This window comes from Flavobacterium bomense (genome assembly GCF_003970355.1).
Genome location: NZ_RYDJ01000013.1, coordinates 19536 through 45864 on the forward strand (window position 1 = coordinate 19536; position 26329 = coordinate 45864).

The following is a 26329-nucleotide window of genomic DNA, read 5'->3' on the forward strand; positions in this document are numbered from 1 at the left end:
ATGGAAAACATACAGAATTCTCGGGTTTGGATATTTAAAAAATTAATTACTTGTTTCGATAAATTTTATATTGAAAACCTTAATATTTGGGATTATAAATGGATTTATTTAGATGAATTTGTTACTGTTGAGGATCCGATATATAAACAAAAATATAATGCACAAGTATTGAGTATTGTTCAAGGGGATACGACGATTTATTTTTTAGCAGTTGAATTTTCAAATACTAATTGGGGAATTTATTTAAAGGACGATTATGAAACGAAATTGATAAAGTTTGCTTAAAGTAATAGAATTAGAAATGAATTAAGCAAGTACAATTGCGAGAACCCCGCTGCACGAAGACTTCCTCAAAACTAATCGTTTATACGAAGTCTATGAAGCAGTGTGAAGTTCCCAAGTTGCATCGATTCCTACAACCGGATAATTATGTGCAACAACCATTTAATACTCAGAATTATAATTGGAATAAAGTTATAACAGGTGCTGGAAAAGAAATTTTTTCTGCCTATACTGGAGCTTTTGCGTATAATTATTACAAAACAGGAGATTTCAATAAGAGTTTAGAAAATTCATTTGACCCAACAATGATAATTCAAAGCGCTATATCAGGTGCTGTAGGTGGTGTTTTTGAATATAAAGTCGAAAAAAGCAATTTGTCTATTTCTGAACAAACGAAAAATGACGCATTAAAATTTAAAAACAATTTGGAATTCCAAGTTAATCCATATTATTACAATTCAACTTTTGTGATTCCTAAATTTCCAATGCAAAACACAACAGTCATTCCATTAAACTTTTATTTCCCAAAAATGAAACCTAAGTTGAAAAACTAACCCACTAATTTAATATGAAAGAAATTTTTAATCTACAAAGTAGCACAAAAACTACTGGTTTATTGCTAGTAATATTTATTATTTGTGCATTGTTTTACATTTTAAAAAATGGAAAAAATATAAATTTTCAATTGAAATTGATTTTAATAATTTTAATTTTTAGTGCCGTTTATTTAATGACTAGGCGTGTACAAGAAGACAACAAAATAACATCCCTAATAAGTGATTTTTCTTTAACAAAAGGGAAAATAAAACTCTATATTGTTACTAAAGGAAAAGGTTATAAAGGACAAAGTGGAAACTCTATAAAATTTATTTATAACATAAATGAAAAGATTATTGAAAACGGTTATTATGAAAATAATTTTGTTTCCATTCCTAATGAAAAGCCTGATTTGAATACTGATTATTTGGTCATATATGAAAAAGAAAATCCTGAAAACAGTTTTATCCTATTAAATTACCCTATAAATAGCAATAATAATTTAGAAAAATATAAGGAGTTGTTTGAAATAAAAATACCAGATAACGCTATTAAACAAGATTAAAGCATAGAGCCCCCCCGCTCCCACACGAACCAGTGGAATTTAGAGCTTTATCTCCAAATAATAGTACTACACTAAATTCTTATGAGGTTTTAAGAACATTTACAGTACAAAAATCTTTTATAGCGCCACCTTTTGGAAAAATTGGAACAGGTGTTCAATATCATTCACAATTTTTAAACGCAAATGATTTGGTAAAAGGAGACTTTCTTAGATTAAATAAATAATATAGCAATATGAAAAAAAATGATATACTAAAGAATATTAGCGCTAATTTAATATATTATGCCACTAGTGGGGTATTGAACATATCTTCCAGCTCCATTTGATGGGTTTGGTATGTGTATTTCAAAATCCATATTAGACAAGAATTTTTTAGCTTCAATCCATATCTTTTCTTGAATTGGGTTGCCAGTAAATTCAGATTTGAATTTACTTTGTAACTCTTGCGTGTTTGTAATTCCGGTAACCTCATTAAATCTTGTTTGATAATCATTAATACCTGTCTTACTAATACCATCATATTGCATCCTTGATGCAGCAAAGCATTGCAAAGCAATTAGTCCAAAATATTTAGGAATATTATTAGTTTCGTGGTGCAATAATTTTGACCAATCATAATTAATAATTTCTTTAAATTTTAAATCACAATCATTTTCTTTGCAATAATTTTCAATTTCAGTTACTTCAATGGCAAGAGTACCTAAATTGGAAACTGAGTTCCTTTCCAAATAATATTGAAATGCCCAATTGTTAAATTCTAAATAATTATTATTCATATAAAATTAAATTAAAATCATGTAATTCCTCTTATTTGATAATCATTCAACTATACTTTCTCTAATTTCAACTTCCATCTTTGCCAATCAGGATTTATTTTCTTTAAAAGAGTATAAAACTTTTTGGAATGGTTTCTTTCGATTAAATGACATAACTCGTGTATCATGACATATTCGATACATACAGTTGCCGCTTTAATTAATTCTGGATTGATGAGAATATTTCCGGAAGAAGTATAACTACCCCATCTTTTTTTCATTCTTTTGATTTGTATTTCAGGTTTTTGGATATTGTATTGACTGAATTTTTGGAATGCTTCCTCATACACTTTTTCAAATACTTTTGTGGCTCTTTTGTAATACCATTCGGTGAGTAAATGTTTGATGTATTCTTCTTCGTTCTTTTGTGAATACACCGCTAAAAACCCTCCTTGGAGTTTTACTTTGTTTTCATCGGAAATTATTATTTTCAGAATATATTTTCTCCCCAAATAACTGTGTGTTTCTCCTGCTACATATTCTCGTTTTGGTGTTTCCGGAAGGAATTGTTCAAAGAATTTCTGTTGTGTTATTATCCATTTGGAACGTTTTGTAACAACACGTTTTATATCTTCAAGTTGGCAATCCAAGGGTGCTTTGATTTGTACCGATGTGTCAGGATGCACCTCAACGGCAATACTTTTCCTTTTTCTATTGGCAATAGAAAATGTAATCTGTTTGGTTCCGTATTGTATGTTGTGCATCTTAATAATTATTTTTAGCAACTTTTAAACATTTCTCCAGAATTACATCTAAATCATCAAAGGTTATATCAACTCCTAAAGATTTGCGATGGGACATAAGATAATCTTCAACCTCATTTTCCATTTCCTTAATGACATCTATGTTCTTTTTCCAGTCTCGGATTATCAGCCTTTCAATTATTTGAGAGATATCAATACCTATATTAGCCAGTAGATCTTTGTGTTCTATTGCTACTTCTTTACTAAAACTTTTTTCAAATACTTCTGAGAGTACACCATAGAATGCTCTTGCTTCCGGTTTGTTCATTAGTGTTTGCGGAATGTCTTCAAGATATCCATTTTCAAATTGGTCTCTAATGTTCAATACTGCCTTTAGGTATTCTGTTTCTGACATCCTATTTTCGTGGAACGAGCGAATGGCATCTTCAATCAATTGCGAGAATTTTTTATAAAAAACTTCATCTTTTTCCATGCTTTCCGTAATCACTTTTTTCATTTTGTGCGCAATGAAATCGGCTTTTGAAGCTGGGGTTTTACCATATTCTTCAATGGCTTCATTAACCATTTGTTTGTCGAAAATATTAAGCTCTTTTGTAATTACCATAACATCATCTGCCTGAACATAGATATCTAACAATTTCTTTATTCTGGGTTCATATTCTTTGTATGATATTACCTCAGCATATCTGTTTTGGAGTGAAGCTCTTAATTTGACAAAGAGTTTTAATTCTTCTTTATAGAAATGGATTTGCTCTTCTGTAAATTCGATATAAAATTCATTGGAAGCCAAGGCAGTTTGTAAAGTTCTGGCAAAACAACTCAACGTATCATAGAAATCATCTCTAACATCTTTGGGTGCAAGGTGTCTTTCCAATGCCTCGATGTCTTTTTTGTTGTAAACTCCTTTGAAACAATCCCAAACATTAGCATGATGGATAGGCACTTTTCGGATTTCTTCTGATACATCAACAATGGTATTGGTCAAGTCGTCTTCGTCAAAATCTTCAAAAGCAGCGTATGAGGTAAGAGCTTCGTCGAGTTTACCTAAAATCCCAACGTAATCAATAATATGCCCGTGTTCTTTTCCGCTGAATAATCTGTTTACACGAGCGATAGCTTGTAATAAATTATGGGAATGTAATGGTTTGGCTAAATATAAAATGGTGTTTCTAGGTGCATCAAATCCAGTAAGCAATTTGCTTACCACAATGATTAACTCTACCTCAGTTCCTTCGTCCTTAAACTTGTTTATAATGTATCGTTCGTATTCCTCTTGACCGTTGTGTCTTTCCATTAGTGAATTCCAATATTTTTTGGCTTCATTACTAGTTTCTTTCCACACATCATCATAATCTTGTCGGCTATCCGGTGGGGTGAATACTACAGCTGTATTTATCTTTAATTTGGGGTCTGTTTGTTCTTCAAAATATTTTTGATATCGAATGGCTGTTTCAATTCGAGGCACTGCTAATTGTGCTTTAAAAATCCCTCCTTGCCAGTTTTGAGTGTAATGTTTTGAAATGTCATAAGCAATTTCGTTAATCACTTGTTCACTCTCATATATTCTGCTAATACTTGCAAACTTCTTTTTTAAATCCTTTTGAGCATCTTCGTTAAGATTACTAGCCAATCTTTGAAATCCTTTGTCTATTTGGGCTTTGTTTATACTCAATTGCGCTGATCGTCCCTCATATAATAAAGGCAATACCGCTCCATCTTTTACCGCTTGGTCAATGGTGTATTTATGAATAAATCCGCCAAATTTTTTGGCAGTACTTTTTTCGTTTTTCATTAATGGTGTTCCTGTAAAACCGATGTAACATGCATTAGGCAATACTCTTTTCATATTGACATGAGCGGAACCATATTGACTACGGTGGCTTTCATCTACCAAAACAAAAATATTTTCTGAATTGTCAATGAAAGAAGTATTTTTTGATGCTGTTTGAAATTTATCAATAATAGTGGTTATAATCTCATTTCCTTTGTCTTGAAGTAATTCGATAAGGTCGCTACCGCTTTTCGCTTTTTCTACTGATTTGCCACAATTTCTAAAAGTTTTGTAGATTTGGTTGTCCAAATCAATTCTATCGGTCACTACAATAATCCTAGGGGAGTTGATGCTTTTTTCTAATGCTAAAGCTTTAGAAATCATTACCATTGTTAATGATTTTCCGCTTCCTGTAGTATGCCAGATTACACCCCCTTTACGACTATTAGAAGTATTGGTTTCTTTCACTCTTTCAATTGTATTCAGTACAGCAAAGTATTGTTGGTAACGTGGTACTTTGATCTCAGGAGCATCATAAACCATGTATTTATAGACAAACTCCATTACACGATTGATACTACACAAACTCAATAATGCTTTGTCTTGTGCTGTTGCTTGACGGTCTTCCTTTTTGCATCCGTTTTTTGATGCATTTATGATTTTCTGGGTTTCCTTTTCGTTGTCTTCTTTCCAAACCGCCCAGAATTTTTCAGGAGTTCCTACCGCTCCATATTTTACTTCATTGGGTTGTACAGCCAGCAATATTTTGGCATAGTGAAACAATTTTGGAATTCCTTCTTCTCTTTTTTGGTTTCTGATGTGTTGAGAAATGCCTTCCGTTAGCGATGCGTTTTTATCTCTACGTTTGTTTTCAATCACTACAAAGGGAATTCCGTTTACAAAAAGCACAATATCTGGTCGTCTTTTTTCTTTAGTCCCTTCCACTACAAATTCTTCCGTAATGTGATAAACGTTGTTTTCCGGATTGTCCCAATCTATGTATTTTAATGTGTAAGCTTTACGATCACCCTGAATGGTTTCGTTGAAGCTTTTTCCCAGTGTAAGCAGATCATGAACATTTTCGTTGGTTTTTACTAAACTTTCTTCCGGGATGTTCTTCAAGAAGTTGATAGCCGATTGAATGTTAGTTTGGGAAAAAGGATATTCCTTGTCCTTGTATTCAAAGCTGTTGATGTGGCTCAATCTTTCCCCTAGAATATCTTCTAAAATTACATTTGAAAACAAACCGCCTCTTTCCTTAACTGTTTCTTCAGGTGTAATGTATGTCCAGCCTAATTTGCGAAGCAGATTAATTGCTGGTTTTTGAGAGTCGTTGTTTTCTGTGTAATTTATCATTGTATTCATTGATTGCCTTTTTTATTCATTGGTGATTAGTGCTTTCTCTAATAAGCTCTAATAAATCTCTAATAAATATTACTAATTTTAGTCCTTTAAACAGGAGTTTTGGGGAATTTAAAACCATTGTAAATCAGTATGTACGCTTGTTAGAAATGTTTTTTACGGGGAATTTCATACTCCTTTTGGGGAATTGAAATTCCTTTGTCTTTTAATAAATCTCTAATTAATTTGGTTGTCAAACCTATTTTGCTCATAAATTCTTTTGGGGAATTTTACACTCCTTTTGGGGAATTAGATTTCCTGTAATATCAGTACTTCAAGAGCTATTTTAACCTATATATGATCCTTTTTATTCTCCTTTTGGGGAATTGAAATCATTTTGCTAGATGATTAATCAAATCATCTACTGATTTGAATTCTTTAATAAAAGAATATTCTGTTGCTCTTCCTTCACCAGATTTATTGAGAACAATACCCATTAATTGTTCAATTAAATACCGAACCTGATCTCGTGTTAAATCCTTATCAAAAGCTTTTACAAAATCCCCCATTTTTGCTATTCCGTTTTTATTTAGGATTGTGTAAATTATTGAAAGGTCATTTATTCTAAACCCTGCAACTTCTGCTTTACTGTTTTTTAGTTCGTAATATTCGTCATTCAATACATACCGATTACTTGCTATTCCACCAGATTTTTTTATCAATTGTAAATCTTCCAGTTTTTGAATAATCTCTTTATCTACTTTTTCGCTTTTATTCTCTTTGATATTAAATAATCCTATAACATCATGTGGGCCTAATAAGTCTTCGTTTTGAACCCTTTCATAAAAATTTCTAATAAAAATATGAAATGCTTTATCCTCCATTTTACCATTCAAATAAAGTTCAACCTGGAAAAGGTCTGATTTTGTATAATCGGGTTCCGATTTTCCTTCGTTTAAAGTAATTCTATATATTTTATCTACGCCTTGGCCAGAACGTTCAACAAGTCCCGTTTTTTCTAAAATTTCGGTAAGAAGCCTACTTCTTGGAGTGCTATTTATCCGGATTAAATTATCCAATGTCACACCCTTGGGGAAACCTCCAGGATTTAATACTCTTAAACTTTCCGGACTTTGTTTTATGACTACCTCACTGGATATTGTATAATCACGATGTGCAATTGCATTTAGAACGGCTTCGCGAATAACTTCTTCATTAAGGTAGGGCACGTCAAAAATATAAGCACCTTGATTGATTTTATTATCACTATTCCGAAGCTGTATTATTTCCCATATTTCGTCAATAGCTTTGAATAGCGGATTTATGATAGGGTATCTTTTATCGAAAGGTATTTGATCTTCTCTATTTCGGTATTCAATATTTACCTGAGCGTTTGGAAGTAATTGTTTTAAAACCTCGGATTTACCCAATAGAATGAGTGCTGCATACGTCAAGCGACCATCAATCATTAATCCTAAATCAATCAATGCTTGCTCTGTTGTTGCTTGAAGGAAAGCTTTATTCTTTTGTTTTTGGGCATACTTTTCTTTTAGGATAGTAATTGCATCAACGTCAATTTTATCAATAGAAAAGTTTTCACAGATTTTAGCCGAAAAGTCAGGTTCTTGTTCAGAAAGTATTTTAAACATTTCATCATCCGACATATTTCTCAAACTATCGCCCGTTCTCATTAATGCTACTCCTTCATATTTCATTAATCTTGCGGGTGGTCGAGTAGGAATATGAGTTACTAAAACTCTGCTGTTCTTTTCATCAAATAGCTCTTGACAATGTACTCTAACGTTTAATCTTTTGTAAACCTCATCTTCCAGATTACCAATTTTTCCATTTGCAAAATCACTTCCAACCACATTTCTAGGTTCTTTGTCGGTCATGCCAAAAACAAGCATTCCACCTCCTTCATTACTGAGAGCGACAACATAACCCAGAAAACATTTTCTCCGATCTGATTGTTCTTTATGGCTGCCACCCTCAAAAGGGAAGTTGTTTTTAGCTTCCTTAAACTCTACTTTATCTTCACTTTCCTTTAGATATGATAATTGTGCTATAGTCATGTTAAAATTTTATAGTTTTAGTTTAACCAAAAATAGTTCCTAATTTAGTAAAAATCACTCTGTCTCCATTGCCTAGTTCCAAATACATTTCACCAGGATTAAAGGACCATATTTTTAGTTTTTCGTACTCTGGTTTTTCCTCAGTTTTGATAATATCATTAATACTTATTTCCGGAATATCATTTTCATGGTTTACAATTTCAATAGCCCCTTGCCACTCATAATGAATTGTATTTTCTGGTTCACGTTGATAAATAGTAAACATTGCTTGAGTAACATCTTCACCATGATTGATGTGTCTGATATTAAAGTCAATTAATAAGTTTCCGTTTGTATGTCTCCATGTTCCTAAAATTTGACGCAGCTTTATATTCATAATTAATAATGACTTTTAGTATTGTTTTTACCTTTTGTATTTTTTGCTGTCATTAATGCCTGGCTTGCTCTATTAAGAAATGTATCAAAAGTATCCTCGTCTTTTTTAAACTCTGTAACTCCACATGATACTGTTAATTTATAGAAGACTTCATTCACATTGAATATATTATTTTCAATCATCTTCCTTTTTCTATCTGCTGCTTTAACCGCCTCTCCAAGATTTGTGTCTTTTGCTATAACTACAAATTCGTCACCTCTTAGAAATTGTCGAAATGTCTCGTCTGTCACTCTTTTATCATTATTAAGTAACTGCCCTAAATTTTTTAAAATTTGGTCAGATTTGGTATGTCCAAATATTGTATTAAAATGTTTAAAATTATCTACATCTAATATGATGACTGATATTGTTTTTATTTTTGAGTCACTTTTAAGTTCCCCTATCATTTTTGTAAGACATTCGCTTAATGCTTTATGGTTTTTTAACCCTGTTAGTTCATCGGTAAAATTGTCTTTTTGTAATGCATTATATTTTTTAGCATATATCTTCTTAAAAAACAGAAAAGTAATTGCAAAAACTACCAGTGTATAAAAAATTGAACAATACAATTTGATTAAATATTCTGTTGATAGAAATTTAATAATTGAAAAATCTTTTGGTAAAAAGTATGTGCTAAGATAAAATATGGCAACAATTAATGCCCATTTAAGTATATCATAAATTACTTTTGGTAATGCATCGTTTTTAAATTTTTCGATACTCTCTAGTATATAATATGTCTTCATAGGAGATTACTCTTTAATGCTTTTATGTGATACAAATGGATGTTCCCATTTACCAGAAATTAAGTAAAGCTCATAAAACACAAACCATTCAATTGTCCAGGGAATAATAGTATCAAAAAGATGATGCTTTTTGTATTCCCAAATCATATCAGATGAATGATAAAGGCATAAACTATTGTCTGAAGGAAACATATGAATGTCATCATTGTAATTTATTTGGGGCTCAATTATATTTACTTTTGGGGATGTTTTACCATTATAAATAATTTGAAATTTATATTCAACAGAAATTGAGGTTGGTGTACAAACTCCTTCGCATACAAGACTATCGTTCTTAATAGTACATTTTAAGAAGTCAAAATTACTTTGAATTAATTTTTTCTCTCTAATTAAAATGGTCTTATTAAGAAGCTTTTGTTGCCTTGCTTTTGGTTTACTTCTATTAAATCTAATTCCCTCCAAAATTTTTATGTTCTTTATGTTTTACACCTGTATTATTCTCAGTAATATTTCCGCTTTTTTGAGCATAAGCACTACCACCTAATATACTTTGTTTTAAAGCATTTAATGAATGTTCTTTTGCGTCGGTATCTTCATCAGCACCTTCTGGAAATTTATCACCTAAATGATTTTTCCATAATTTACTTGCTTTTCGCTGATTTTTTTCATGAATAGCTTTGTTTGCATCCTCAATAAACGATTTTAAATTGTTCATGAATGTGTCTTTTCTAGTTTGGTCATATTCACCATACAAATCATCGTTTGGTGTTGCAGGAACGATACATTCAAATGAATTATCTAATATTTCTTTTATTTTTTCTAAAGTATCACGTAAAGCAATATCGTCTCTATCATTTTTTTTGATATTATTGGCTGCAAGAATACTCATTGCAAGACCACTTGGCATTTTATCTCTTTTATGGTCACCCCATGCTTTCAAATATCTTGAAATTCTCAAAACCTGAGGTGTATTCTTGATTTCATTTTTATACCATTCAACAAATTCTTTTGGATCACTTTCTGAACATTCTTCATTTTTTATTGCTAATAAAGGATGTTCGCTATCACTTGGGAGATAATAAACCGGAAGATCAATATGGTATTCTGCTTTAAAAATTACTCTGACACATTTTTTTCTATGTTCTGACGGTGTTGATGTGTGACCATCAACTGCATTTCTAACCCAAGTTTGTAATGTAGTTCCTGAAACACCTTGGTCTCTTCTGAAATAGACACCGTCATCTAAATCACATTCATTGTCTTTTGTTAAAATTGTCGTGCCCACTTTGTATGAACCTTGAATGTAAAATTCAGGTTTATATTCTTTATGATTTACCTTGAAATAATCTCTAATTTTGGTTCTAATTTCTTCTTTTGATACTTTAAGTTTATCTTTTTTTGCTTTTGGAATATTTAGATTTATATCAAAATCTAAAAATAGTTTGTTACAGTTAGCCATGTTATTTTGTTTTATAGTTTTTTGGTTGTTCAAAAAATTCAAGAATTTCAGGTTGAATAGCATAATGGTATCCGTCATGATCTCCCATTGCTTTTAATGTCTTTAGAGCTTCTTCATGAGTAATGTCCATGTCAATCACTCCAATATGGTCTTTTGACAATTTGGGTGAAGGAATTCTAAAATATGTTCCTTTAGGATGAATGTTATCAATAATCTTTTTCATAAAAAAATCACTGAAATAAGTTTGACCATCCATTGAAGCTTGAAACAATTTATTACCCCAGTGTCTAAACGATTTGGATTTTTTTTTAGTTGACGCCCAACCACTTGGTTGAGGAACACTTGAAACCGATAAAATTTTAAATGTATCAAACTCTTTTCCTTCACCTACAAAGAATTGCAAGGCCTCTAATAAACCACATAATGTTGGGTTGTTTGCCCATAATCCTCCATCAGCGTACAAGATATTATCGTGTTCATGAATAGGCAAATACGTTGGTGCAGCTGCTGTGGCTAAAGCAACATCAACCATTTTAATATTTTTATCCATGAAAAAATTACCTTCTTTATGAGGAAACTTAAATACACGAGGTTCACCCTTGATAAGATTGAAACTTGGAATACATAATAAATTATTAGCTTCCACCATTGTTTTATTTCCAAAAGTCTCTTCTAAAATACCTTTTAAAGGTTCGTTTGAAAATTTCCCCCAAAGCAATAATTGTTTTAGAAATTGCCACTTTCTTTGAAACCATCTGCAAAATTTAAAATTTGATACTGGAAATATTTCATTTCCTCTTTCAAAGTATAAATCGGATAATTTTTGAGCAGAAATATTAGTGCTTAAACCTAATGCAATTAAACCCCCTGTTGAAGTACCACAAATCATATCAAAATAATCTGTAATTCTCTTTCCTGTTTTTTCTTCAATTCTAGCGAGTAATGAAGCACTGTAAAGACCTTTTATGCCACCGCCATCAATTGATAATATCTTAAATATTTTTTTTTCCATTGTTTCTAAATTTTAACTCTCAATTTACCAGTTAACAATTGCTGCATTAATCCTTTTTTTTGTTCCTGCATTGCAATTAATTGCTTTTGTAATGCATTTATTTCTTGGTCGATTGCAACTGAATATGTTGCTATTTTTTTTTGCTCATTGAATTCAGGGCATTTAAATTTTAGGTATTGATATTCTGAAATGTAGTATCGTTTATGTTCTTCTTTTGGGAAATTAAAGATTTGCATTCTCTCAAAAATAAATTTTAAATCAAACTTTTCATTTGTAATATTTAATATTTTTATAGCAGATGATTTAATCTTAAATGGAAAGTCAACAAACTTATTATCGGTTGTAAAATCATCGAATAGGATTATTGGAAAATTACTATAAATACCTTCGTTTTCATTGGTATATCCAAGAATAAAGCTTTTGTTAGCTGTTAAAACTGGTGTAATGTGTTCATCCGAATAAACATCGCTTTCAACTATATATTTATCAGGTCTTTCATATTTTAATGTGTCTTTTATTCTCACCTCATTCCATTCTTCCGTAAACCCTTTAAACCTAACTTCCCCAGTAAGCAATTTTTTCATTATTGCTTTTTTATTTTGTTGTTTTTGAATGATAAGCTTTTGTTGCAACACGATAGCTTTATCCCAAGTAGATAAGATTTGAGCTATTTTTTGTTGTTCTTGATAGAGAGGAAGAGTGATTTTAAGATTTTTTAAACTACTGGAATAAATATGAACTACAGAATGCCCCTGACCTAATTTAAAAGTTTGTTTTTTTACTTCATCAGAATTTAACAGATACCCTAAATAATGGGCATCCTCAGAATGAGGACGTAAAATTATTATATCTCCACCTGCATAAGCTTCATCACTTTTTATGTAAGCTACACATTTACCAATATCTTCAAGTGTTTCTCCGGAACCAGCAAACAATAAGTCATTTTTAAAAATCGGGTTACTGTTTTTTGCAGAAATATCGTTTATAAAAGATTTGAATTCTTCAACAAAATAATTGTATTCTGAGTAGATCTGACCATAACGAATACAAGGTTTTCCTGTTTCAACAATTTCTGATTTTGTTATACCTTTTCCCTTTAGGAATGTTCCTATTTGGTCTAATGTTTTTATTTTCCAACCTGATGGAATTGTGGTGTTGCATCGGTGTTGCATCGGTGTTGTGATAGTGATGTTATTCATAATTATTTATTTAATATTGACAAAAAATTCGGAGCTGCGTGCCACGCAAACCCCATTTTTAACTATAAAACATTCCATCCAATGTATTCCTGTAAATTCAGAATGTTCTTTTTGAATTAAACCACCTTTTCCCAAAGTTTTAGCATGAAATATACCCCCTCTTAATCCCATAAAAGCATTTTTAGCTTCGTCGCCAGTATTTACCACTTGCCAATAGACATCGTAAGGTTTTGGTACGTTGGTGGTTGCCGTAAAATAGATGTCACAATTTTTAGGGATAACTGTTTGGCTATAAATAGACTTTGATTTTTTGTTGTCTGAAACATCATTATATCTACTATATATATCGCAATTATAGACTAATGACATTCCCCATCTTGGTTGTTCGCGATGTGCAACCGAGAGCATCTGAGAAGAATAGTTTACGGGTTTTAAATTTTCAGTAATTAATTCATCATAGCCAAGATTTCTAACCGCTTCATTTACTGATCTTGTGCCTATAATGTTTTTTAAAAGTCTGTACGCATCAGAAGGATTCATGTTCTTAAGTGAGCTAAAATCACTTTTTGCTTTTTCCAACCAAGAGAAGAAGTTATCTTCTTTTTGTTTTTCAAGGGGCCATTTATCGGCAAAGTTCTCTTCCTCATTAACGGGGTTTTCAATCCACCAAATTTCCTTGTAATGCTTCTTATCACAGTAAACTCTTTTCATACGATCTTGCATGTTGGCAAGTATGTTCACAAGTGCATCAATCACATTATTCTCTTTATTATAAGCTTTCGCTGCTAATGTTGTGATGATTATAGAAATAGGCTTGTGTTCGTCACCACCAAACATAATATCCCTATGTCTTTTTAATACCTGAACGGCTCTTATTAATGGCTCTTTGTCCTTTTTGTAATCCGGTAGTGGCTTAATAATTTCGCTCAAAAAAATAGTTCTGCGGTTAGATATTGAACATCGTTCTTTAAACCAGGCTGCATAGCCAAACGGATTACTTTTTAACCAATAATTAGGGTTAGATTCAGTATGATAATTAGTTTCTCTTTTATCGGTAATTCTCAAGGATATTTCTTCTAAATCTGATTTGTTTAAATTACTGAAGCTTCTTTCACTTAGATTTACGTGATTGTTATTTCCAACCATTGAGGGCAAAATATCTAAATGAAATTTGTCGCTTGTATAAACTAATGTCCAACAGCGATTTCCTTCATCATCAAGCATTCGTCTGTAATCATCATTATTTGCGATTAATTGGTCTCTCACGGCATCTTTTAGGTGTTTTTGCACCCAATCTGATTTTTTACCGGTTAATCGGCAAACCAAATCTACATCAAGCTCATCATCTTCCATGATTGGTCTAATCATCGTGCCTAATAAAAAAGAACCTTGAGGTAGTATCTCGGGTTTGTATCTGCTTAAGTCAGTGCCTTCTTTTGAAAGCTGATTTGCAACAGCAGAATAACGGTTTTTAACTAGTTCGTATTGAGCTTCAGTAATATCTAAAACTTGCCCGATATTTTCGAGTAAGTCGTTAACTTTGTTAGTTGTCTTGAATAGTTCGAACATAATTACTTGTTTTTTATTTCAATTGCTTTACTGAAGCCGTTATTAGCTGTGTTTTGATCATAGATAACTAGAGATAAATCTGCTTTCTCCATCCAAACTCTCCCTGTTTCAACAGCACAGGAATTTGGCATAATGGGAAAAACATGAATTGGTTTATCATTTGGATACTGGAGCTTTATTTTGCTGTAAGCGTTTCTTATTTGGTTTTTAAAATTGATGAGGGTCTGTTTGTTCTTCAAAACATTACGATTTGGATTATCAACCGTAACTTTCCAAATTGATACGTCTTTCCCTAAAACATTGTGAATTCTATCATCAGAAACATTATCACTTAAACTAATCACGAGTGCAACCTCAGAATATATTTTTGTTGGCTCAATCAATTTTACTTCAATAGCATCTTCGTCGTTTTGCCATTTCCAAGTTTGTTTTGGTTCCCGGTGAAGCTGGTATATTTCACTAATTGATAATTCAGAAATTAATGTTCCAAGTTTAATAAGCAAAGGTTGTGGAGCCAATGCAAAAACTGAAAAGTGTGGCGTTTTTTCTTGAACAACAAGAGGTTTTATTTGTTGTTTCACCACTTCTTCTAGTTGATTTGAGTGAATCTCCCAATAATTCTCTTTATTGTCTTTAATTGCCAAATTTGAGGTTCCAAGTTGAATTATGTTATCGCTAACAGGATAATATTCAGGTAATAATGCCTGAATACAATCTCCAAAATTAATCGTTGGTTCAAAAGAACCTATTTTAGCAGTAAAAGAAACTATATGACTCTTTTTATCAGGAGTTAAGCTGGTCAAAAGCTCAATATTTCTCTCCTGTTTTTTTTTCATTTCTATAAGTGAGTTTCTCGTATGATTTTCAACTTCGCGTTTATCTATTCTGCGATGGCACTCATCACAAAGAAGTAATAAATTTTCAAAATCGGTTTCTAGTTCTTTAGATAATATAGCATCACCTCTAGGACCATCTTCCTTTGCGCCAACAATATGAGATATGTATGATTTGTTTAAATCTTTTTGCATCAAACTGTCTTTCCATAAAGGAATATTACAACTATCATATTGACATCTACCACCAGATTTAACCCACAATTTCCTAGCAGTACCATGTGGTATAGCTTTTCTTGCTCTAACAACTAATTCATCACTCATAGTCCTAATTCATTTAAATACTCTTCCATTTCCTTTCTTACAGCGACCAACTCGTTTTCTAACGATTTGATTTCTGTTTTCACTAGAGCTAAATCTATAGGGGTTTCTTCTTCAAATGTATCCACATAACGCGGAATATTGAGGTTGAAATCGTTGTCTTTTATTTCTTGTAATGATACCACGCTGCTGTATTTCTCGACAGACTCGAAATTTTGGTAAACACTTACAATTTTTTCAATATCGTTTTCACGAAGTTTGTTTTGCTTTTTACCATCTTGGTATTCTTTGCTGGCATCAATAAATAAAACTTCTTTAGATTTCTTTGCTTTGTTGAATATCATTATGGCAGCTGGGATTCCGGTACCAAAAAACAAATTACTTGGTAAGCCGATAACTGCTTCGAGTAGGTTTTCTTCAATTAATTTTTGACGAATTTTTCCTTCGGCACTTCCTCTGAATAATACTCCATGAGGAACAATTACTCCTATTCTTCCATCAGGCAAGGTAGTGTCAATCATATGTAAGATAAAAGCATAATCACCTTTGCTTTTGGGAGGAGTTCCTCTGAGGAATCTTTGAAAACGATCTGTTTCGGCATTTTCTGCCCCCCATTTATCTAAACTAAAAGGCGGATTTGCTACAACGACATTAAACTTCATCAGGTGGTCGCCTTCAATAAGTTGCGGATTGTTGATGGTGTCACACCATTCAATCCGAGCACTATCCATGCCGTGCAGGAACATATTCAATTTGCTTAATGCCCATGTATCTCCATTGCTTTCTTGACCGTATAAAGCAAAATCTTTGGAGCGATTTCCATTTTTGTCTTTTACTTGTTCGCCTACTTTAATCAATAGCGAACCCGAGCCACACGTGGGATCGCATATTCTATCTCCAGGTTTTGGGTTGACTAATCGGGCCAATAATTCACTCACTTCATCCGGCGAATAAAATTCCCCGCCTTTTTTCCCCGCACCACTGGCAAATTCCCCAATGAGGTACATATATGCATTTCCTAAAACATCTTCAACTTTGCCTAATTTTGAAGGTCTGAAATCCAATACTGGATTTGCAAAATCAGTCAACAGGTTTTTTAGTCTTCTGTTACGGTCTTTGGTTTGCCCTAATTTATCAGAGTTAAATGATATATTTCTGAAAACACCCTCGAGTTTTGATAGATTTTTATCTTCAATTTTAGCTAATACTTTATCGATTTCTTCTCCAATATTTGCATCGTTTCTTTTCTCATATAAGTAATCGAAAGAACAGTTATCGGGTAAAACAAAACGTTCTCTTTGCAGTTTTCTTTGGATTAATTCTTCATCGTCCCCATATTGTTTTTGGTATTCTTCATAGTGATCTTTCCAAACATCACTCATGTATTTCATAAACATGAAAACTAATATGTAGTTTTTGTATTCCGAGGAGTCGAAAGCTCCTCTGAAAGTATCACAGGCTGACCAAAGGCTTTTATTGATCTGGTCTTGCGTTGGTCTTGTATTAGTCATTTTTAATAAGGTTTATAAGTTGTGCTTGAATTAATTCTTTTCGATTCGTTTTTATTTTTTCTAAAATTGATACTTCCTGGTTGAGAAGGATTGCCGTTTTAGCAATGTAGTTTTGAATTTTGAGAGGAGGGACTTTCAAAGGTAAATCCATAATATCTTGTTTGTTTAGATTTGGAACATAGGTTCCTGCTTTTTTCTCAGAGAAATAATTTTGAGCCTCTTTTTGGTTCATAAACCATGCGAGATATTCCGGAATAATTTTTTCTTTGTTGACTCTAATAATAAAGAAAGTGGCGGATGCAACTATTGGAAAAGCAACATTACCAATTACTATTGCATAGTTGTTAACTCCTTTAGAAACGAATAAAATATCACCTTTGGTAAGGTAAAATTTATCTTTAAATAAAATATCACTAACTTTATCAAGATTTAAAAAATCAAAGCTTGAATAATCATTAAAAATGTCCTTCATTTGAATAATGCCAACATGCCCATTGGGATTATGTTCAACTTTTTCTCTGAATGAATATCCAGAAAACAAGCCTTCTTTCGTTATTACTTCGTTTATCGTCATTTTATACATAATGTCTATACTGCAAATATACCGTGTTTAATTCACATAATGACTATACTGAAAAAATAGTTATTAACATTCTTCGGTTTTATTTTACAAATACGGTACGAGCACAATGTAATTGATCAAATTTGAGATTATTGATTTGATTAATTTTACGGTTTCCCACATTAGACCAAAAAAAACTTTAAAAAAGCGCATGTTTTTTAGAAGTCAGTTGTAATACAGTAGTTTATGATTGTTTTTAAGGGCTATGTTTTTCATAAAACTTATATGAAAGTGTCTATAAAACTTTGCAAATCATGTAAATAAATTAATTCTTCTGTGTTATCCGGCATCTGAGCCAAATGAATCAAATTGATATTTTGATAGAGTGATTTTTCTCCTATAAGATCTTGGAGGATAATATAAATTGCCTGATTGAGCGTTTTGTTATTACAATGGATATTGAAATATTTGAAGAATATGATTATATCCAGTTTTTGGATGTTTTCTTCATAATTTATTGCCATAAACTTTAATTCACTTGCTTTTAGTGTTATGTCCTGAAAAACATAAGGTTTGTCAAGTCCAGCCATTACTTTTTCAATGTTTTCCATGGGGTGAATGAACGCAGTAAATTTCCAGTTCTTCAATTTCGGTGAATTATCTACTAAATCAATTACCTGGTTAAAGTATTCCGGGTTGCCGTTGGCAGTTATTATGAATTCGGATCTTGTATTTCCATTTTTTGGAAAGACAATCATAAAGTCAATCTCTTTGCAATAGTAACTCAGGTTTTTGTTTATCCAAAAACTTATGTGTTTTTGGTTTTTAGGGGTTTCGTTGATGAGGTTTTTGATGGTTTGATTGTTGTCTTGGAACCAGTTCCAGAAGGTGTTGATTTTTCTCATTTTTTTGTAGTGAGTGGTGAATAGTGTCCTTCGTCTTCGCTCAGGATGACGGTGAATAGTGAATAGTGAAAGGAGGGTTGAGCCTCTCGTGATGGGATTGCTTCGTTCCTCGCAATGACTTTATCGTTTGTCTTTGGTGTTTTGGTCGAATGTTATCAAATTGAACATTTGTCTCATTCTGGAGCGGAGCCGGTTGCCGTAGTTGTTTTCAATTTCGGAGGCGGAAAGGTTTGTGGTGATGTGCGTGACGGATTTGTTTTCGACAAACTGTTCGTAACGGCTGATGAGTACCTCAGCCATGACGTTGCAATCATTTCCGAAGTGCTTTATTTGCTGTTCGGCACCCAAATCGTCAAAGCAATAACCGGTTAGTTTCGATTGATTGGTTTGCTTTAGCGTGTAGCAGTTGATGGCCTCAAAGCCATTTTTGGCAAATTCAAACGAGACTTCCCTACATGTTTTGATTTTGTACTCGGATGCATGATAAGCAAAAGGACGTACTAAGTTCATTAGGGATGTTTTTCCGCAACCAATTGAACCTGATACTAAAATGCCTTTTGTTAAGTCTATATTTTGGCTCACGGCTGCTTTCTGATCTTTTATCATATAAATCAACAATTTGTAGATGGTGGGGTGATCCATTTCGCTGATTTGAAACGAACTTCCATAGGTTGTTTTTCCTTGGTTCTCTAGGTATTCGAGACATTTTTGAAAATTATACACTTTGAAACCTTTGTGGACCAAGAAGGTTTCATGGACTGATTTACAATGGTTCATCATAGTTTTTTTGTGTTACCGTGTGCAGGTGCATCGGTTTTGGTTGGGCGTTGTAATCGGATTTTTGGGTGTTAGCAGCAAACTTGGCAGTGTTGAGCATCCAGTTTCTTGCTGCTGCTTTCCAATCTTTCATTTTTGTTTTTCCGCCTATGAGCCAACCGATGCTGGAGTAGTAATTGAAAAACTTATTGGCTTCTATTTGGGAGCTTTCCTTGAAAGAGAAGTATTCCAGTATCATTTCGAGTGATGGCACTGTGGTTTCAAAAAATAAATCGAGTTCAACAGCTTTTTCTTTTTTGGCGCAACTTTTTTCTTTTTGCTGCCCGCTTTCAGTTTGTTTTTTATTGGTAGCAGCGAATACTGGAAGTATTTGCTGACCGGTCTCCGTTTTTATTTCTTTCTCTTTTGGATTTATCAAAGGATTCAAATTTTGAACTGGTTCATTTCTTGAAATTTTTTCTATATCTATTTTTGTATTGTTTAAATTGTTTTTAACTGTTTGTTTTTTATTATATATATAGAGCTGTTCATTTACCTGTTCAATGACATGTTCATTTTTTGATTCGGTCAAATTGTGAACGGGTTCATTTTTTGAATGGGTTGAGTGTGGTATTTTTGAAATTGTTTTTTCTTTTTCAGAAAAATTGATCATAATGATGTTGGAGCAAGAGTGTGGATTGAATGTCGGATTGTATACCATAAACCCTAAAAGTTCTAATTCTTTCATGCATTTATGATACGTTGCTTTTGAATTGATCTTGCTGGCTTTCATGATTTCTTCCCGAGAAATGCCTGTTGGATTCTTGAATCGGTTTACGTTCCAACATTGGAATAGTGCCAAATAGAGCGAAATGTGCGTTGGATTTAGGTTGGGTTCATAATTGATTTTATTAAAAAATCCGGTGAGGTGTTTGATGTAGTTCATTTTTGTAGTGAAAAGTGAGTTGTGAATAGTGTCTCTCGACTGCGCTCGAGATGACGGTGAATAGTGAATAGTGAGAAGGTCCCGTCGTCTCTCGACTGCGCTCGACATGACGTGGGCGGGAAGACAATAGCCGCGACTATTTGAATAGTTAAGGATTGGCTTTGACTTTGTTGTTTTCCAGTACTTTATCAATGTCTTGATTTGCATAATAAATAGTTCCACCAATTTTAGTGTAGGTCAGTGTTCCATTGATACGCAGGTTTTGAAGTGTTCCTGGAGAGATATTTAACAACTTTCGTACTTCGGGGGATTTTAGCCACTTTTTGGTTTGTTCGGTAGTTTGCGATCCGATAATTTTTTTAATTTCTTCTAATAAATCAATTTTGAATTCTAAAAGATCTTCTGTTGTGATAATTGTTGCTGCCATTTTAAAACGATTTAAGGTTATAATTAATTTTATAACTTTATTGTGGTACAAAATTGATTGCTTTTATTCTTTTTTAATCCCAATGGCTTTCGTAGTACCGAAGTAATTTAACATTTGAACATTTTTAAAAGCACGTTTTGGGGCTTTTCTGAGTTTCTTTTATTTTCATTTTTGAATTTGTTCAAGTTTCGGATTACACAATCTATTATTCTAATGAAAAATGCCCCAATTGGGGCATTAATGTGAGAATAGTTATTATTTTAAATAGCACCAAAATAGTACTGGATGGCAAGTTATTAGGCTTTATGACTTAATTATAGATCGTGTTTCTTGGCTGTGTTTTTCGGAGGTACGATTGGCTACGATTTTTAGTCACTCGTCTTCTTTATGGATTTTTTGCTGTAGATTCAGCATCAGTTCTTCTAAGAATTTTGTTTTGCTACTCTTTCTATCTTTAATCTCTGAATAGGTTTTGTAGACATTGTCTATTTTGATGTTGAAGAAATCCTCAAAAGAAGCGGCTATAGTATTTATGTCGGCTGCTCCATGATTTAAGGCCCCATTGGAATATAGCGCATAGATTAATTCAGTGAGTGCCGTTTTTGGAGCTGTCCAAAGGAGTACTTTGTGTTTTTTTTCGTTAAACATAATTGTATTACCAGCATTGAGTTTTTGCATTGCTTCGCGGATGTAATGAATAAATCGGTGCATTGCTTTTACTTTGGCCCAAAGCATGTCATGTGAGGAGGAAAATTCGGGATATTGATAGTAATCTGTCATTGGTGTGAAAGGAAAATTATTACCTGGGTTTCTTGTGAAAAACTGATGATCGATATAGGTGTATCCTTGCTCCATATAATTAACAAAATCTAAATTGCGAGAGAAAAATTTATTAATTTTTCGCATTTCCTTTTCAAAAAATTCGATCTGATAGGATGTGCCCGCTTTGGGTTTGCGAAGTTCGCAAGAACGCAGTTCGGTAAAATAAATCAGGTAACTCATCGGAAGTGGTTTGATATTTTTAAAGAAATTAATTTCATCGGGTACTGTGTCGAAATCGTTTTGCTCGACTCTTTCTTTTAGGGTTGCCAAGGTTTTGTTGCATAAATTAATGCCATCAATTGCTTTTTTGAGATAGTTATCTTCTATGGATATAATTATGTTTACTTTTTTATTAAATTCTTCAATAGTACTTTTGAACATGTTTATTTGGTTTAACCTCACCCCCCAGCTCTCTTCCTCCCCAGCCCCTCCGAAGGAGGGGAATAAGAAGGAAAGGGAATGAAGACTTGATTAGTTTATATTTTTGATGTTAGTTGTTTTAATGGCAAAGGTTTGACTGATGAGATTGCTTCGCCAGTTCGTACAATGTCCTCGTGTCCTCCTTCGTCGGGATGACAAAACAGAGAAGAACTAAAGCGGTTCTCGATACATTTTTCATTCCATTTTATTCCATGAAAAACACTCGAACTGACGACTGTATTTTTAGACTTTATTTCCTGTATCGTTTTAACGTGTTTTGTCTTCGTTTTGAAGTGTGCCCATTAATTCCATTGAAAAATTATCTCGGGCTTGAATGTAGGCTACTTTTGGAATTATCGTGGCTCCCAGTTTTCTCTTCTCGAAAGTTGCAGATACACCAAAATCAATTTTATTAAGATTTAATTCCCGAGCCCGTTTAATTCCCTGAAACAGAAGTTGTCGGTAGAGTTGAAATTCTTTTGCATAGGAATAATCCATTCCTATCAGCGCTGGAACATAGGTATGCGCTGTATTTTTATAACAAAATAGAATTCCGATTAATGGGTTTACACTTTGTTCTTTTTCTTTATTTTTGAGATATAACAATATGAATTCCCATTGCGGATTGCTCTCCATTTTTTGGAAAACTTCTATCGGGTAGGTAAATGTATTTATAGCATGATTGATATTTTTCACATTCAGATACAATTTATATGCCTGCTCTAATTCTTCGTTTGTTAATTGATTTTTTATTACAATATCAAAAGCCTGTTCTAAAGGCAGTACCTCTTTCAAGAAATGTTTTCTTGAGCGGTGAGAAAGCGAAGCGGAATATTCTTCGAGAGTATTCCATATAGCATTTTGTATGATGCAGGTTTCAGGCATGTTTATTTTTAAGAACCCTTGATTGTGGAATATATGATTCAATTGTTCCTCTTCCTCAAAATCCCTTAACACCAACATATCAGCATTTAGTTGATGATACAATGTCTCCACTTGTTCCAATAAAAGCATTATGGCTTCTTTAGCTAATGGATGTGTTTTATTGATATAGCAATGATTCCCTTCCGTAAATAGAGAGCCCATTCCTAATACTTTTGAAGTCAGGTATAATGGATTTTGTTTTCTTTTTTCTTCCAGTTGAAGTGAAATGGATTCTGGAGCTAACATATCGTCTTTCCAAAGTCCGTAAGTGAAAAAAGTTGCCAGTACAGGAATTCCCTTTTTGTCTTTGATTATATAATAATGAAAGTCCCAATTGTTTTCAGGATAGTTCGGATTTGTAAAAGCATTTTCCAAGAAGCATAGCCCATCCCAATCAAACGTGCTTTGCTTTCCCAAAAGCTCGTTCCAGTTCTGTTTGTTTATTTTTTCTATGGATACTTCGTATTGTAATACTAAGTTTTTTTTTGGCTCTAAATTTCCAACAGTCGAAATCGTTTCTACAATGCCAAAAGCTTTATTCACTTTGTGTTGTGAATTTCCCGATTCTTCCAAGGCTATAGGGAAATGGTATTCCATCGCTTCCACTAATGCTTTTATTTCTTCTTTTTGGTTGTGTCGAGAAAGTGTGATACGGATCCCCGTGTTTTTGATTGGGACTGCCGGATATATTGCGGGATTTACATAAAAACCTTCTTTGAATAGCCGTTGTACCATTTTATAGGCGGTCAAAGGCATTGCGGTGCCCAAGAAAAATACTGGGGAGTTATTAAGGGCAATCATCGGGAGGGTAGTTTTTTCTAGTAATGATTTGAAATATTCTATTTTTTCTGATAAATCGCATTGTAAGCTTATGATTTCAGGTGAAAGATGAATGTTTGCCGATGCAATTGCAGCTGCTACAGAAGCCGGTTCCAATTGTGCCGAAAAAGTAAGTGGTCCACCAAAATTTTTAATTTTTTCTCGTAGTCGGTTATCGGTACAAAGTAATGTTGCTCCACTAGCCCCAAATGTTTTACTCAATGTACCAAACAGTAAAACATTGTCTGGCAAACTTTTTAAAACGTCCAATACATATCCAGTACCATTTTTTCCTCTCCAACTCATTCCGTGTACATCATCAAAATAGAGTTGTAACTGCGGGTATTTTTTGCACAATTCCATCAAATCTGGTATGGGAGCAAAATCGCCAAACATAGAATATACGCCGTCTGCCATATACCATATTTTCTTGCATCGTGTCGCCAGGTATTTAATTTTATCCTCCAGCATATTCAAATTGTTGTGTCGAATCATTTCTACCGGAATGCCTCTTATTTTTAATAATTGACAGGCATTTTGAACACTCCAATGTACTTGATGGTCAAGAATTACTCCATCTTCATCCCTTACCACTGTTGGAATTACTGCCAGATGACCAAGTGTACTGTTTTTTGTTATTATCGGAGGTATTCCATACATTGCTTCAATCTTAGATTCCAGTTCGCTGTATAGCGGATTTGAAATATAGGTTTTGGAGAGTGGAAATTGTGTGCCATACTTTTGAATAGCTGTTATTGCTGCTTCTTTTAATCGGTTGTCTTGTTCCAGTCCTAAATACCCGGTAGTGCCAAAGTGAAACATTTTTTTACCTTTTATTTGTAGGGTTCGACCATTCAAGATTTGATCTTCCGCATATAAATGCAATACTCCTTCTTTTTTTGCTCCGGCTATTACTTCATCTATCGTGTCAATGAAGTTGTTGTGTTTGATTTTTGCCATATTATTTAGGTTTTAGTTGTTAAAAAATAAAATTCACTAAAATATCTACTTATTTTTTGATATTTATTTGGTAAAATTCTGAATAAAAAATTTATAGAATCTTATTATTTGTGAGAAAATCCTTTTATGACAACTTATACTCCCGATTTGATAACTTTTGTGTTTAATTATATCAAATTGTTTTACTTTTGTTTAATTTAATAAATTTTTTAATATTTTTTTTGCTAAATTGTGACGATTTATTTAAATTTTTTATAAAAATGATGCATAATTACTATGAGAATGAATTTTCTCAATTTTGGATTCGAAATGACATTCTTTTTTTTAAATACAAACCCAAAAGTGTTATTAACTTGAAAGCTGCACAACGGATTGTAGCGGATCGGATACAGTTACAAAATGAAATAGCCTATCCAATATTTTGTGATATCAGAGGAATTGTGGATTCTGACAAAGCTGCAAGGGACTATTTAGCTCAATCTGGTTCTATTCTGACTAAGGCAGTAAGTCTAGTTGGGCATCAAAGTGTTTCCCTAACTATAACCTCTTTTTATCTTAAAATATGTAAGCCAAGTGTTCCAACCAAGCTTTTTACTGATGAGTCAGCCGCTTTAGCTTTTTTGGAAGAATATATTTAGTGGAAGGGTATTTATTTAGGACTAATATTATACATTATGGATCAAGAAATTAATCTGCAGCGTATGCGCAGTATGTCACAAATGCTTCTTGAAATGGCAGGTGGTAATTTTACCAATCGGATTCAAAGAACAGAAGAGGATGATGAACTGGAAGGATTAGTAGTACTTATGAATATGGTAGCCGAGGAGATGAAAGAGTCTGTTTTTCACGCGGGTTTTATAAACCCTCATCATTCCTATAGAAATCTAGTACAAAGCACTTTTATCTTAGATGAGGATTTTGTAATTGTAAGTTATAATTCTGAAGCCTCTATTTTATTAAATTTAACTCCTGACTTTTTATGTAATATGTTGTTTAAGAATTTGTTATCGGAAGAGTCCTTGTGTTTTTGGAATCGTTTAGAGGAAGAAATATTGTTAGATCCTGACTATTATGCTTCAGTGCAATTAATTTATATTGCACAAAATAAGTTATTAGTTCCTGTCTATTGTACGATTTCAAGGCTTATGAATTGCTCTAAAATTTTGATTAGTTTCGTTACGACTGTAGTTGAAGAAACTATTTCGAAATCTGTTTTGATTACCGCAAATAGTAATGACCTGCCAATTGTATTAAGCAGACCTTCGGATATACTGATGGTTCAAAATGTTTATGATTATATTTTAGATCATTTGGATAGCCCATTACCTTCTGTAAAAGAACTTTCTTATATTTTCGGAACCAATGATAATAAGTTGAAATACGGATTTAAGCAACTCTTTCGGACGACTATTTATCAGTTTTATATTAATGAGCGTTTGAAAAAAGCGCATCTTTTAATTCAACAGACCATGATTCCCTTAAAGAGTATTGCTACTATGGCAGGTTTTAAAACGTATCCTAATTTTTCGAAGGGTTTTAAAAAACATTTTGGGTATAAACCGATGGATATTAAAAGGAAATTTTGATAGGAGGAGGAAAGAGGAAAGAGGAAAGATGTAGAAAAACTCCTTTT

At 32.8% G+C, this 26329-nt stretch carries 26 protein-coding genes; 6 read left to right on the forward strand and 20 right to left on the reverse strand.

Translation table 11 applies throughout. The annotated features are described in order from the left end of the window. The 4 genes from EKL98_RS11295 to EKL98_RS18580 all read left to right on the forward strand — a co-directional run bounded on the left by EKL98_RS11295 (position 1) and on the right by EKL98_RS18580 (position 1608). Positions 1 to 285 (forward strand): hypothetical protein, encoded by a 285-nt coding sequence (locus EKL98_RS11295; RefSeq protein ID WP_126562483.1) that lies wholly within the window; start codon positions 1 to 3, stop codon positions 283 to 285. Positions 286 to 377: 92 nt separating this feature from the next. Then, a complete protein-coding gene (locus tag EKL98_RS11300; protein WP_126562485.1) occupies positions 378 to 836 on the forward strand; it encodes a hypothetical protein in 459 nt (152 codons plus the stop codon). Between the two features lie 14 nt (positions 837 to 850). Beyond that, positions 851 to 1384: a hypothetical protein gene (locus EKL98_RS11305; RefSeq protein WP_126562488.1), complete on the forward strand. Its 534-nt coding sequence runs from the start codon at positions 851 to 853 to the stop codon at positions 1382 to 1384. A 32-nt stretch (positions 1385 to 1416) separates the two neighbouring features. After that, positions 1417 to 1608 carry a glycohydrolase toxin TNT-related protein gene (locus tag EKL98_RS18580; RefSeq protein ID WP_126562491.1) on the forward strand — a complete coding sequence of 64 codons (192 nt, stop codon included), beginning with the start codon at positions 1417 to 1419 and terminating at the stop codon, positions 1606 to 1608. A gap of 48 nt (positions 1609 to 1656) precedes the next feature. Here the strand turns inward: EKL98_RS18580 and EKL98_RS11315 are convergent, their stop codons facing one another. The 20 genes from EKL98_RS11315 to EKL98_RS11410 form a co-directional block, all read right to left on the reverse strand. Beyond that, positions 1657 to 2160 carry a hypothetical protein gene (locus tag EKL98_RS11315; protein WP_126562493.1) on the reverse strand — a complete coding sequence of 168 codons (504 nt, stop codon included), beginning with the start codon at positions 2158 to 2160 and terminating at the stop codon, positions 1657 to 1659. 50 nt (positions 2161 to 2210) lie between these two features. Continuing rightward, positions 2211 to 2903, reverse strand: coding sequence for a M48 family metallopeptidase (locus EKL98_RS11320; protein WP_126562495.1), 693 nt, complete (start codon positions 2901 to 2903; stop codon positions 2211 to 2213). A 1-nt stretch (position 2904) separates the two neighbouring features. Next, entirely contained in the window at positions 2905 to 6039 is a 3135-nt protein-coding gene (locus EKL98_RS11325; protein ID WP_233589422.1) for a type I restriction endonuclease subunit R, read from the reverse strand. Between the two features lie 368 nt (positions 6040 to 6407). Next, positions 6408 to 8090 (reverse strand): ATP-binding protein, encoded by a 1683-nt coding sequence (locus EKL98_RS11330; protein ID WP_126562498.1) that lies wholly within the window; start codon positions 8088 to 8090, stop codon positions 6408 to 6410. A 22-nt stretch (positions 8091 to 8112) separates the two neighbouring features. Beyond that, positions 8113 to 8466 carry a hypothetical protein gene (locus EKL98_RS11335; protein ID WP_126562500.1) on the reverse strand — a complete coding sequence of 118 codons (354 nt, stop codon included), beginning with the start codon at positions 8464 to 8466 and terminating at the stop codon, positions 8113 to 8115. Between the two features lie 2 nt (positions 8467 to 8468). After that, entirely contained in the window at positions 8469 to 9251 is a 783-nt protein-coding gene (locus EKL98_RS11340; RefSeq protein ID WP_126562503.1) for a GGDEF domain-containing protein, read from the reverse strand. Between the two features lie 6 nt (positions 9252 to 9257). Then, entirely contained in the window at positions 9258 to 9713 is a 456-nt protein-coding gene (locus EKL98_RS11345; protein ID WP_126562508.1) for a hypothetical protein, read from the reverse strand. Then, complete coding sequence (locus EKL98_RS11350) at positions 9700 to 10710, reverse strand: CBASS cGAMP synthase (RefSeq protein ID WP_158618330.1); 1011 nt, start codon at positions 10708 to 10710, stop codon at positions 9700 to 9702. The genes EKL98_RS11345 and EKL98_RS11350 overlap by 14 nt, the downstream gene beginning before the upstream one ends. A gap of 1 nt (position 10711) precedes the next feature. Further along, positions 10712 to 11722, reverse strand: a complete 1011-nt coding sequence (locus EKL98_RS11355) for a CBASS cGAMP-activated phospholipase (RefSeq protein WP_126562513.1) — start codon at positions 11720 to 11722, stop codon at positions 10712 to 10714. Between the two features lie 5 nt (positions 11723 to 11727). After that, complete coding sequence (locus EKL98_RS11360) at positions 11728 to 12921, reverse strand: restriction endonuclease subunit S (protein WP_126562514.1); 1194 nt, start codon at positions 12919 to 12921, stop codon at positions 11728 to 11730. Between the two features lie 6 nt (positions 12922 to 12927). Further along, positions 12928 to 14490 (reverse strand): nucleotidyltransferase, encoded by a 1563-nt coding sequence (locus tag EKL98_RS11365; RefSeq protein WP_126562516.1) that lies wholly within the window; start codon positions 14488 to 14490, stop codon positions 12928 to 12930. Between the two features lie 2 nt (positions 14491 to 14492). Then, the gene (locus EKL98_RS11370) at positions 14493 to 15647 is read right to left on the reverse strand and encodes an SAVED domain-containing protein (protein WP_126562518.1); all 1155 of its coding nucleotides are present in this window, start codon (positions 15645 to 15647) and stop codon (positions 14493 to 14495) included. After that, the gene (locus tag EKL98_RS11375) at positions 15644 to 17155 is read right to left on the reverse strand and encodes a type I restriction-modification system subunit M (RefSeq protein WP_126562521.1); all 1512 of its coding nucleotides are present in this window, start codon (positions 17153 to 17155) and stop codon (positions 15644 to 15646) included. The genes EKL98_RS11370 and EKL98_RS11375 overlap by 4 nt, the downstream gene beginning before the upstream one ends. Continuing rightward, a complete protein-coding gene (locus EKL98_RS11380; protein WP_158618331.1) occupies positions 17148 to 17729 on the reverse strand; it encodes a restriction endonuclease subunit S in 582 nt (193 codons plus the stop codon). Before EKL98_RS11380 ends, EKL98_RS11375 begins: the two co-directional genes overlap by 8 nt. A gap of 269 nt (positions 17730 to 17998) precedes the next feature. Continuing rightward, positions 17999 to 18622: a hypothetical protein gene (locus tag EKL98_RS11385; RefSeq protein ID WP_126562524.1), complete on the reverse strand. Its 624-nt coding sequence runs from the start codon at positions 18620 to 18622 to the stop codon at positions 17999 to 18001. A 120-nt stretch (positions 18623 to 18742) separates the two neighbouring features. Next, entirely contained in the window at positions 18743 to 19402 is a 660-nt protein-coding gene (locus EKL98_RS11390; RefSeq protein WP_126562526.1) for an ATPase, read from the reverse strand. After that, the gene (locus tag EKL98_RS11395; RefSeq protein WP_126562528.1) at positions 19386 to 20324 is read right to left on the reverse strand and encodes a transcriptional regulator; all 939 of its coding nucleotides are present in this window, start codon (positions 20322 to 20324) and stop codon (positions 19386 to 19388) included. The genes EKL98_RS11390 and EKL98_RS11395 overlap by 17 nt, the downstream gene beginning before the upstream one ends. Before the next feature lie 148 nt (positions 20325 to 20472). Next, positions 20473 to 20751: a helix-turn-helix domain-containing protein gene (locus EKL98_RS11400; RefSeq protein ID WP_126562530.1), complete on the reverse strand. Its 279-nt coding sequence runs from the start codon at positions 20749 to 20751 to the stop codon at positions 20473 to 20475. A gap of 372 nt (positions 20752 to 21123) precedes the next feature. Next, positions 21124 to 21954, reverse strand: a complete 831-nt coding sequence (locus tag EKL98_RS11405; RefSeq protein ID WP_126562532.1) for an RteC domain-containing protein — start codon at positions 21952 to 21954, stop codon at positions 21124 to 21126. Positions 21955 to 22260: 306 nt separating this feature from the next. Then, positions 22261 to 24696, reverse strand: coding sequence for an aminotransferase class I/II-fold pyridoxal phosphate-dependent enzyme (locus EKL98_RS11410; protein WP_126562534.1), 2436 nt, complete (start codon positions 24694 to 24696; stop codon positions 22261 to 22263). Positions 24697 to 24884: 188 nt separating this feature from the next. On the opposite strand from EKL98_RS11410, the gene EKL98_RS11415 reads away from it, so the two are divergent. After that, the gene (locus tag EKL98_RS11415; RefSeq protein ID WP_233589425.1) at positions 24885 to 25334 is read left to right on the forward strand and encodes a DUF7793 family protein; all 450 of its coding nucleotides are present in this window, start codon (positions 24885 to 24887) and stop codon (positions 25332 to 25334) included. A 36-nt stretch (positions 25335 to 25370) separates the two neighbouring features. After that, complete coding sequence (locus EKL98_RS11420) at positions 25371 to 26282, forward strand: AraC family transcriptional regulator (protein ID WP_126562536.1); 912 nt, start codon at positions 25371 to 25373, stop codon at positions 26280 to 26282. The last annotated feature ends 47 nt before the right edge of the window (positions 26283 to 26329 follow it).

Excerpts from the sequence above, each read along its gene's own strand:
- EKL98_RS11295 (WP_126562483.1), top strand. The coding sequence starts at position 1 with ATGGAAAACATACAGAATTCTCGGGTTTGGATATTTAAAAAATTAATT.
- EKL98_RS11300 (WP_126562485.1), top strand. The coding sequence starts at position 378 with ATGAAGCAGTGTGAAGTTCCCAAGTTGCATCGATTCCTACAACCGGAT.
- EKL98_RS11305 (WP_126562488.1), top strand. The coding sequence starts at position 851 with ATGAAAGAAATTTTTAATCTACAAAGTAGCACAAAAACTACTGGTTTA.
- EKL98_RS11315 (WP_126562493.1), bottom strand. The coding sequence starts at position 2,160 with ATGAATAATAATTATTTAGAATTTAACAATTGGGCATTTCAATATTAT.
- EKL98_RS11320 (WP_126562495.1), bottom strand. The coding sequence starts at position 2,903 with ATGCACAACATACAATACGGAACCAAACAGATTACATTTTCTATTGCC.
- EKL98_RS11325 (WP_233589422.1), bottom strand. The coding sequence starts at position 6,039 with ATGAATACAATGATAAATTACACAGAAAACAACGACTCTCAAAAACCA.
- EKL98_RS11330 (WP_126562498.1), bottom strand. The coding sequence starts at position 8,090 with ATGACTATAGCACAATTATCATATCTAAAGGAAAGTGAAGATAAAGTA.
- EKL98_RS11335 (WP_126562500.1), bottom strand. The coding sequence starts at position 8,466 with ATGAATATAAAGCTGCGTCAAATTTTAGGAACATGGAGACATACAAAC.
- EKL98_RS11340 (WP_126562503.1), bottom strand. The coding sequence starts at position 9,251 with ATGAAGACATATTATATACTAGAGAGTATCGAAAAATTTAAAAACGAT.
- EKL98_RS11350 (WP_158618330.1), bottom strand. The coding sequence starts at position 10,710 with ATGGCTAACTGTAACAAACTATTTTTAGATTTTGATATAAATCTAAAT.
- EKL98_RS11355 (WP_126562513.1), bottom strand. The coding sequence starts at position 11,722 with ATGGAAAAAAAAATATTTAAGATATTATCAATTGATGGCGGTGGCATA.
- EKL98_RS11360 (WP_126562514.1), bottom strand. The coding sequence starts at position 12,921 with ATGAATAACATCACTATCACAACACCGATGCAACACCGATGCAACACC.
- EKL98_RS11365 (WP_126562516.1), bottom strand. The coding sequence starts at position 14,490 with ATGTTCGAACTATTCAAGACAACTAACAAAGTTAACGACTTACTCGAA.
- EKL98_RS11370 (WP_126562518.1), bottom strand. The coding sequence starts at position 15,647 with ATGAGTGATGAATTAGTTGTTAGAGCAAGAAAAGCTATACCACATGGT.
- EKL98_RS11375 (WP_126562521.1), bottom strand. The coding sequence starts at position 17,155 with ATGACTAATACAAGACCAACGCAAGACCAGATCAATAAAAGCCTTTGG.
- EKL98_RS11380 (WP_158618331.1), bottom strand. The coding sequence starts at position 17,729 with ATGACGATAAACGAAGTAATAACGAAAGAAGGCTTGTTTTCTGGATAT.
- EKL98_RS11385 (WP_126562524.1), bottom strand. The coding sequence starts at position 18,622 with ATGAGAAAAATCAACACCTTCTGGAACTGGTTCCAAGACAACAATCAA.
- EKL98_RS11390 (WP_126562526.1), bottom strand. The coding sequence starts at position 19,402 with ATGATGAACCATTGTAAATCAGTCCATGAAACCTTCTTGGTCCACAAA.
- EKL98_RS11395 (WP_126562528.1), bottom strand. The coding sequence starts at position 20,324 with ATGAACTACATCAAACACCTCACCGGATTTTTTAATAAAATCAATTAT.
- EKL98_RS11400 (WP_126562530.1), bottom strand. The coding sequence starts at position 20,751 with ATGGCAGCAACAATTATCACAACAGAAGATCTTTTAGAATTCAAAATT.
- EKL98_RS11405 (WP_126562532.1), bottom strand. The coding sequence starts at position 21,954 with ATGTTCAAAAGTACTATTGAAGAATTTAATAAAAAAGTAAACATAATT.
- EKL98_RS11410 (WP_126562534.1), bottom strand. The coding sequence starts at position 24,696 with ATGGCAAAAATCAAACACAACAACTTCATTGACACGATAGATGAAGTA.
- EKL98_RS11420 (WP_126562536.1), top strand. The coding sequence starts at position 25,371 with ATGGATCAAGAAATTAATCTGCAGCGTATGCGCAGTATGTCACAAATG.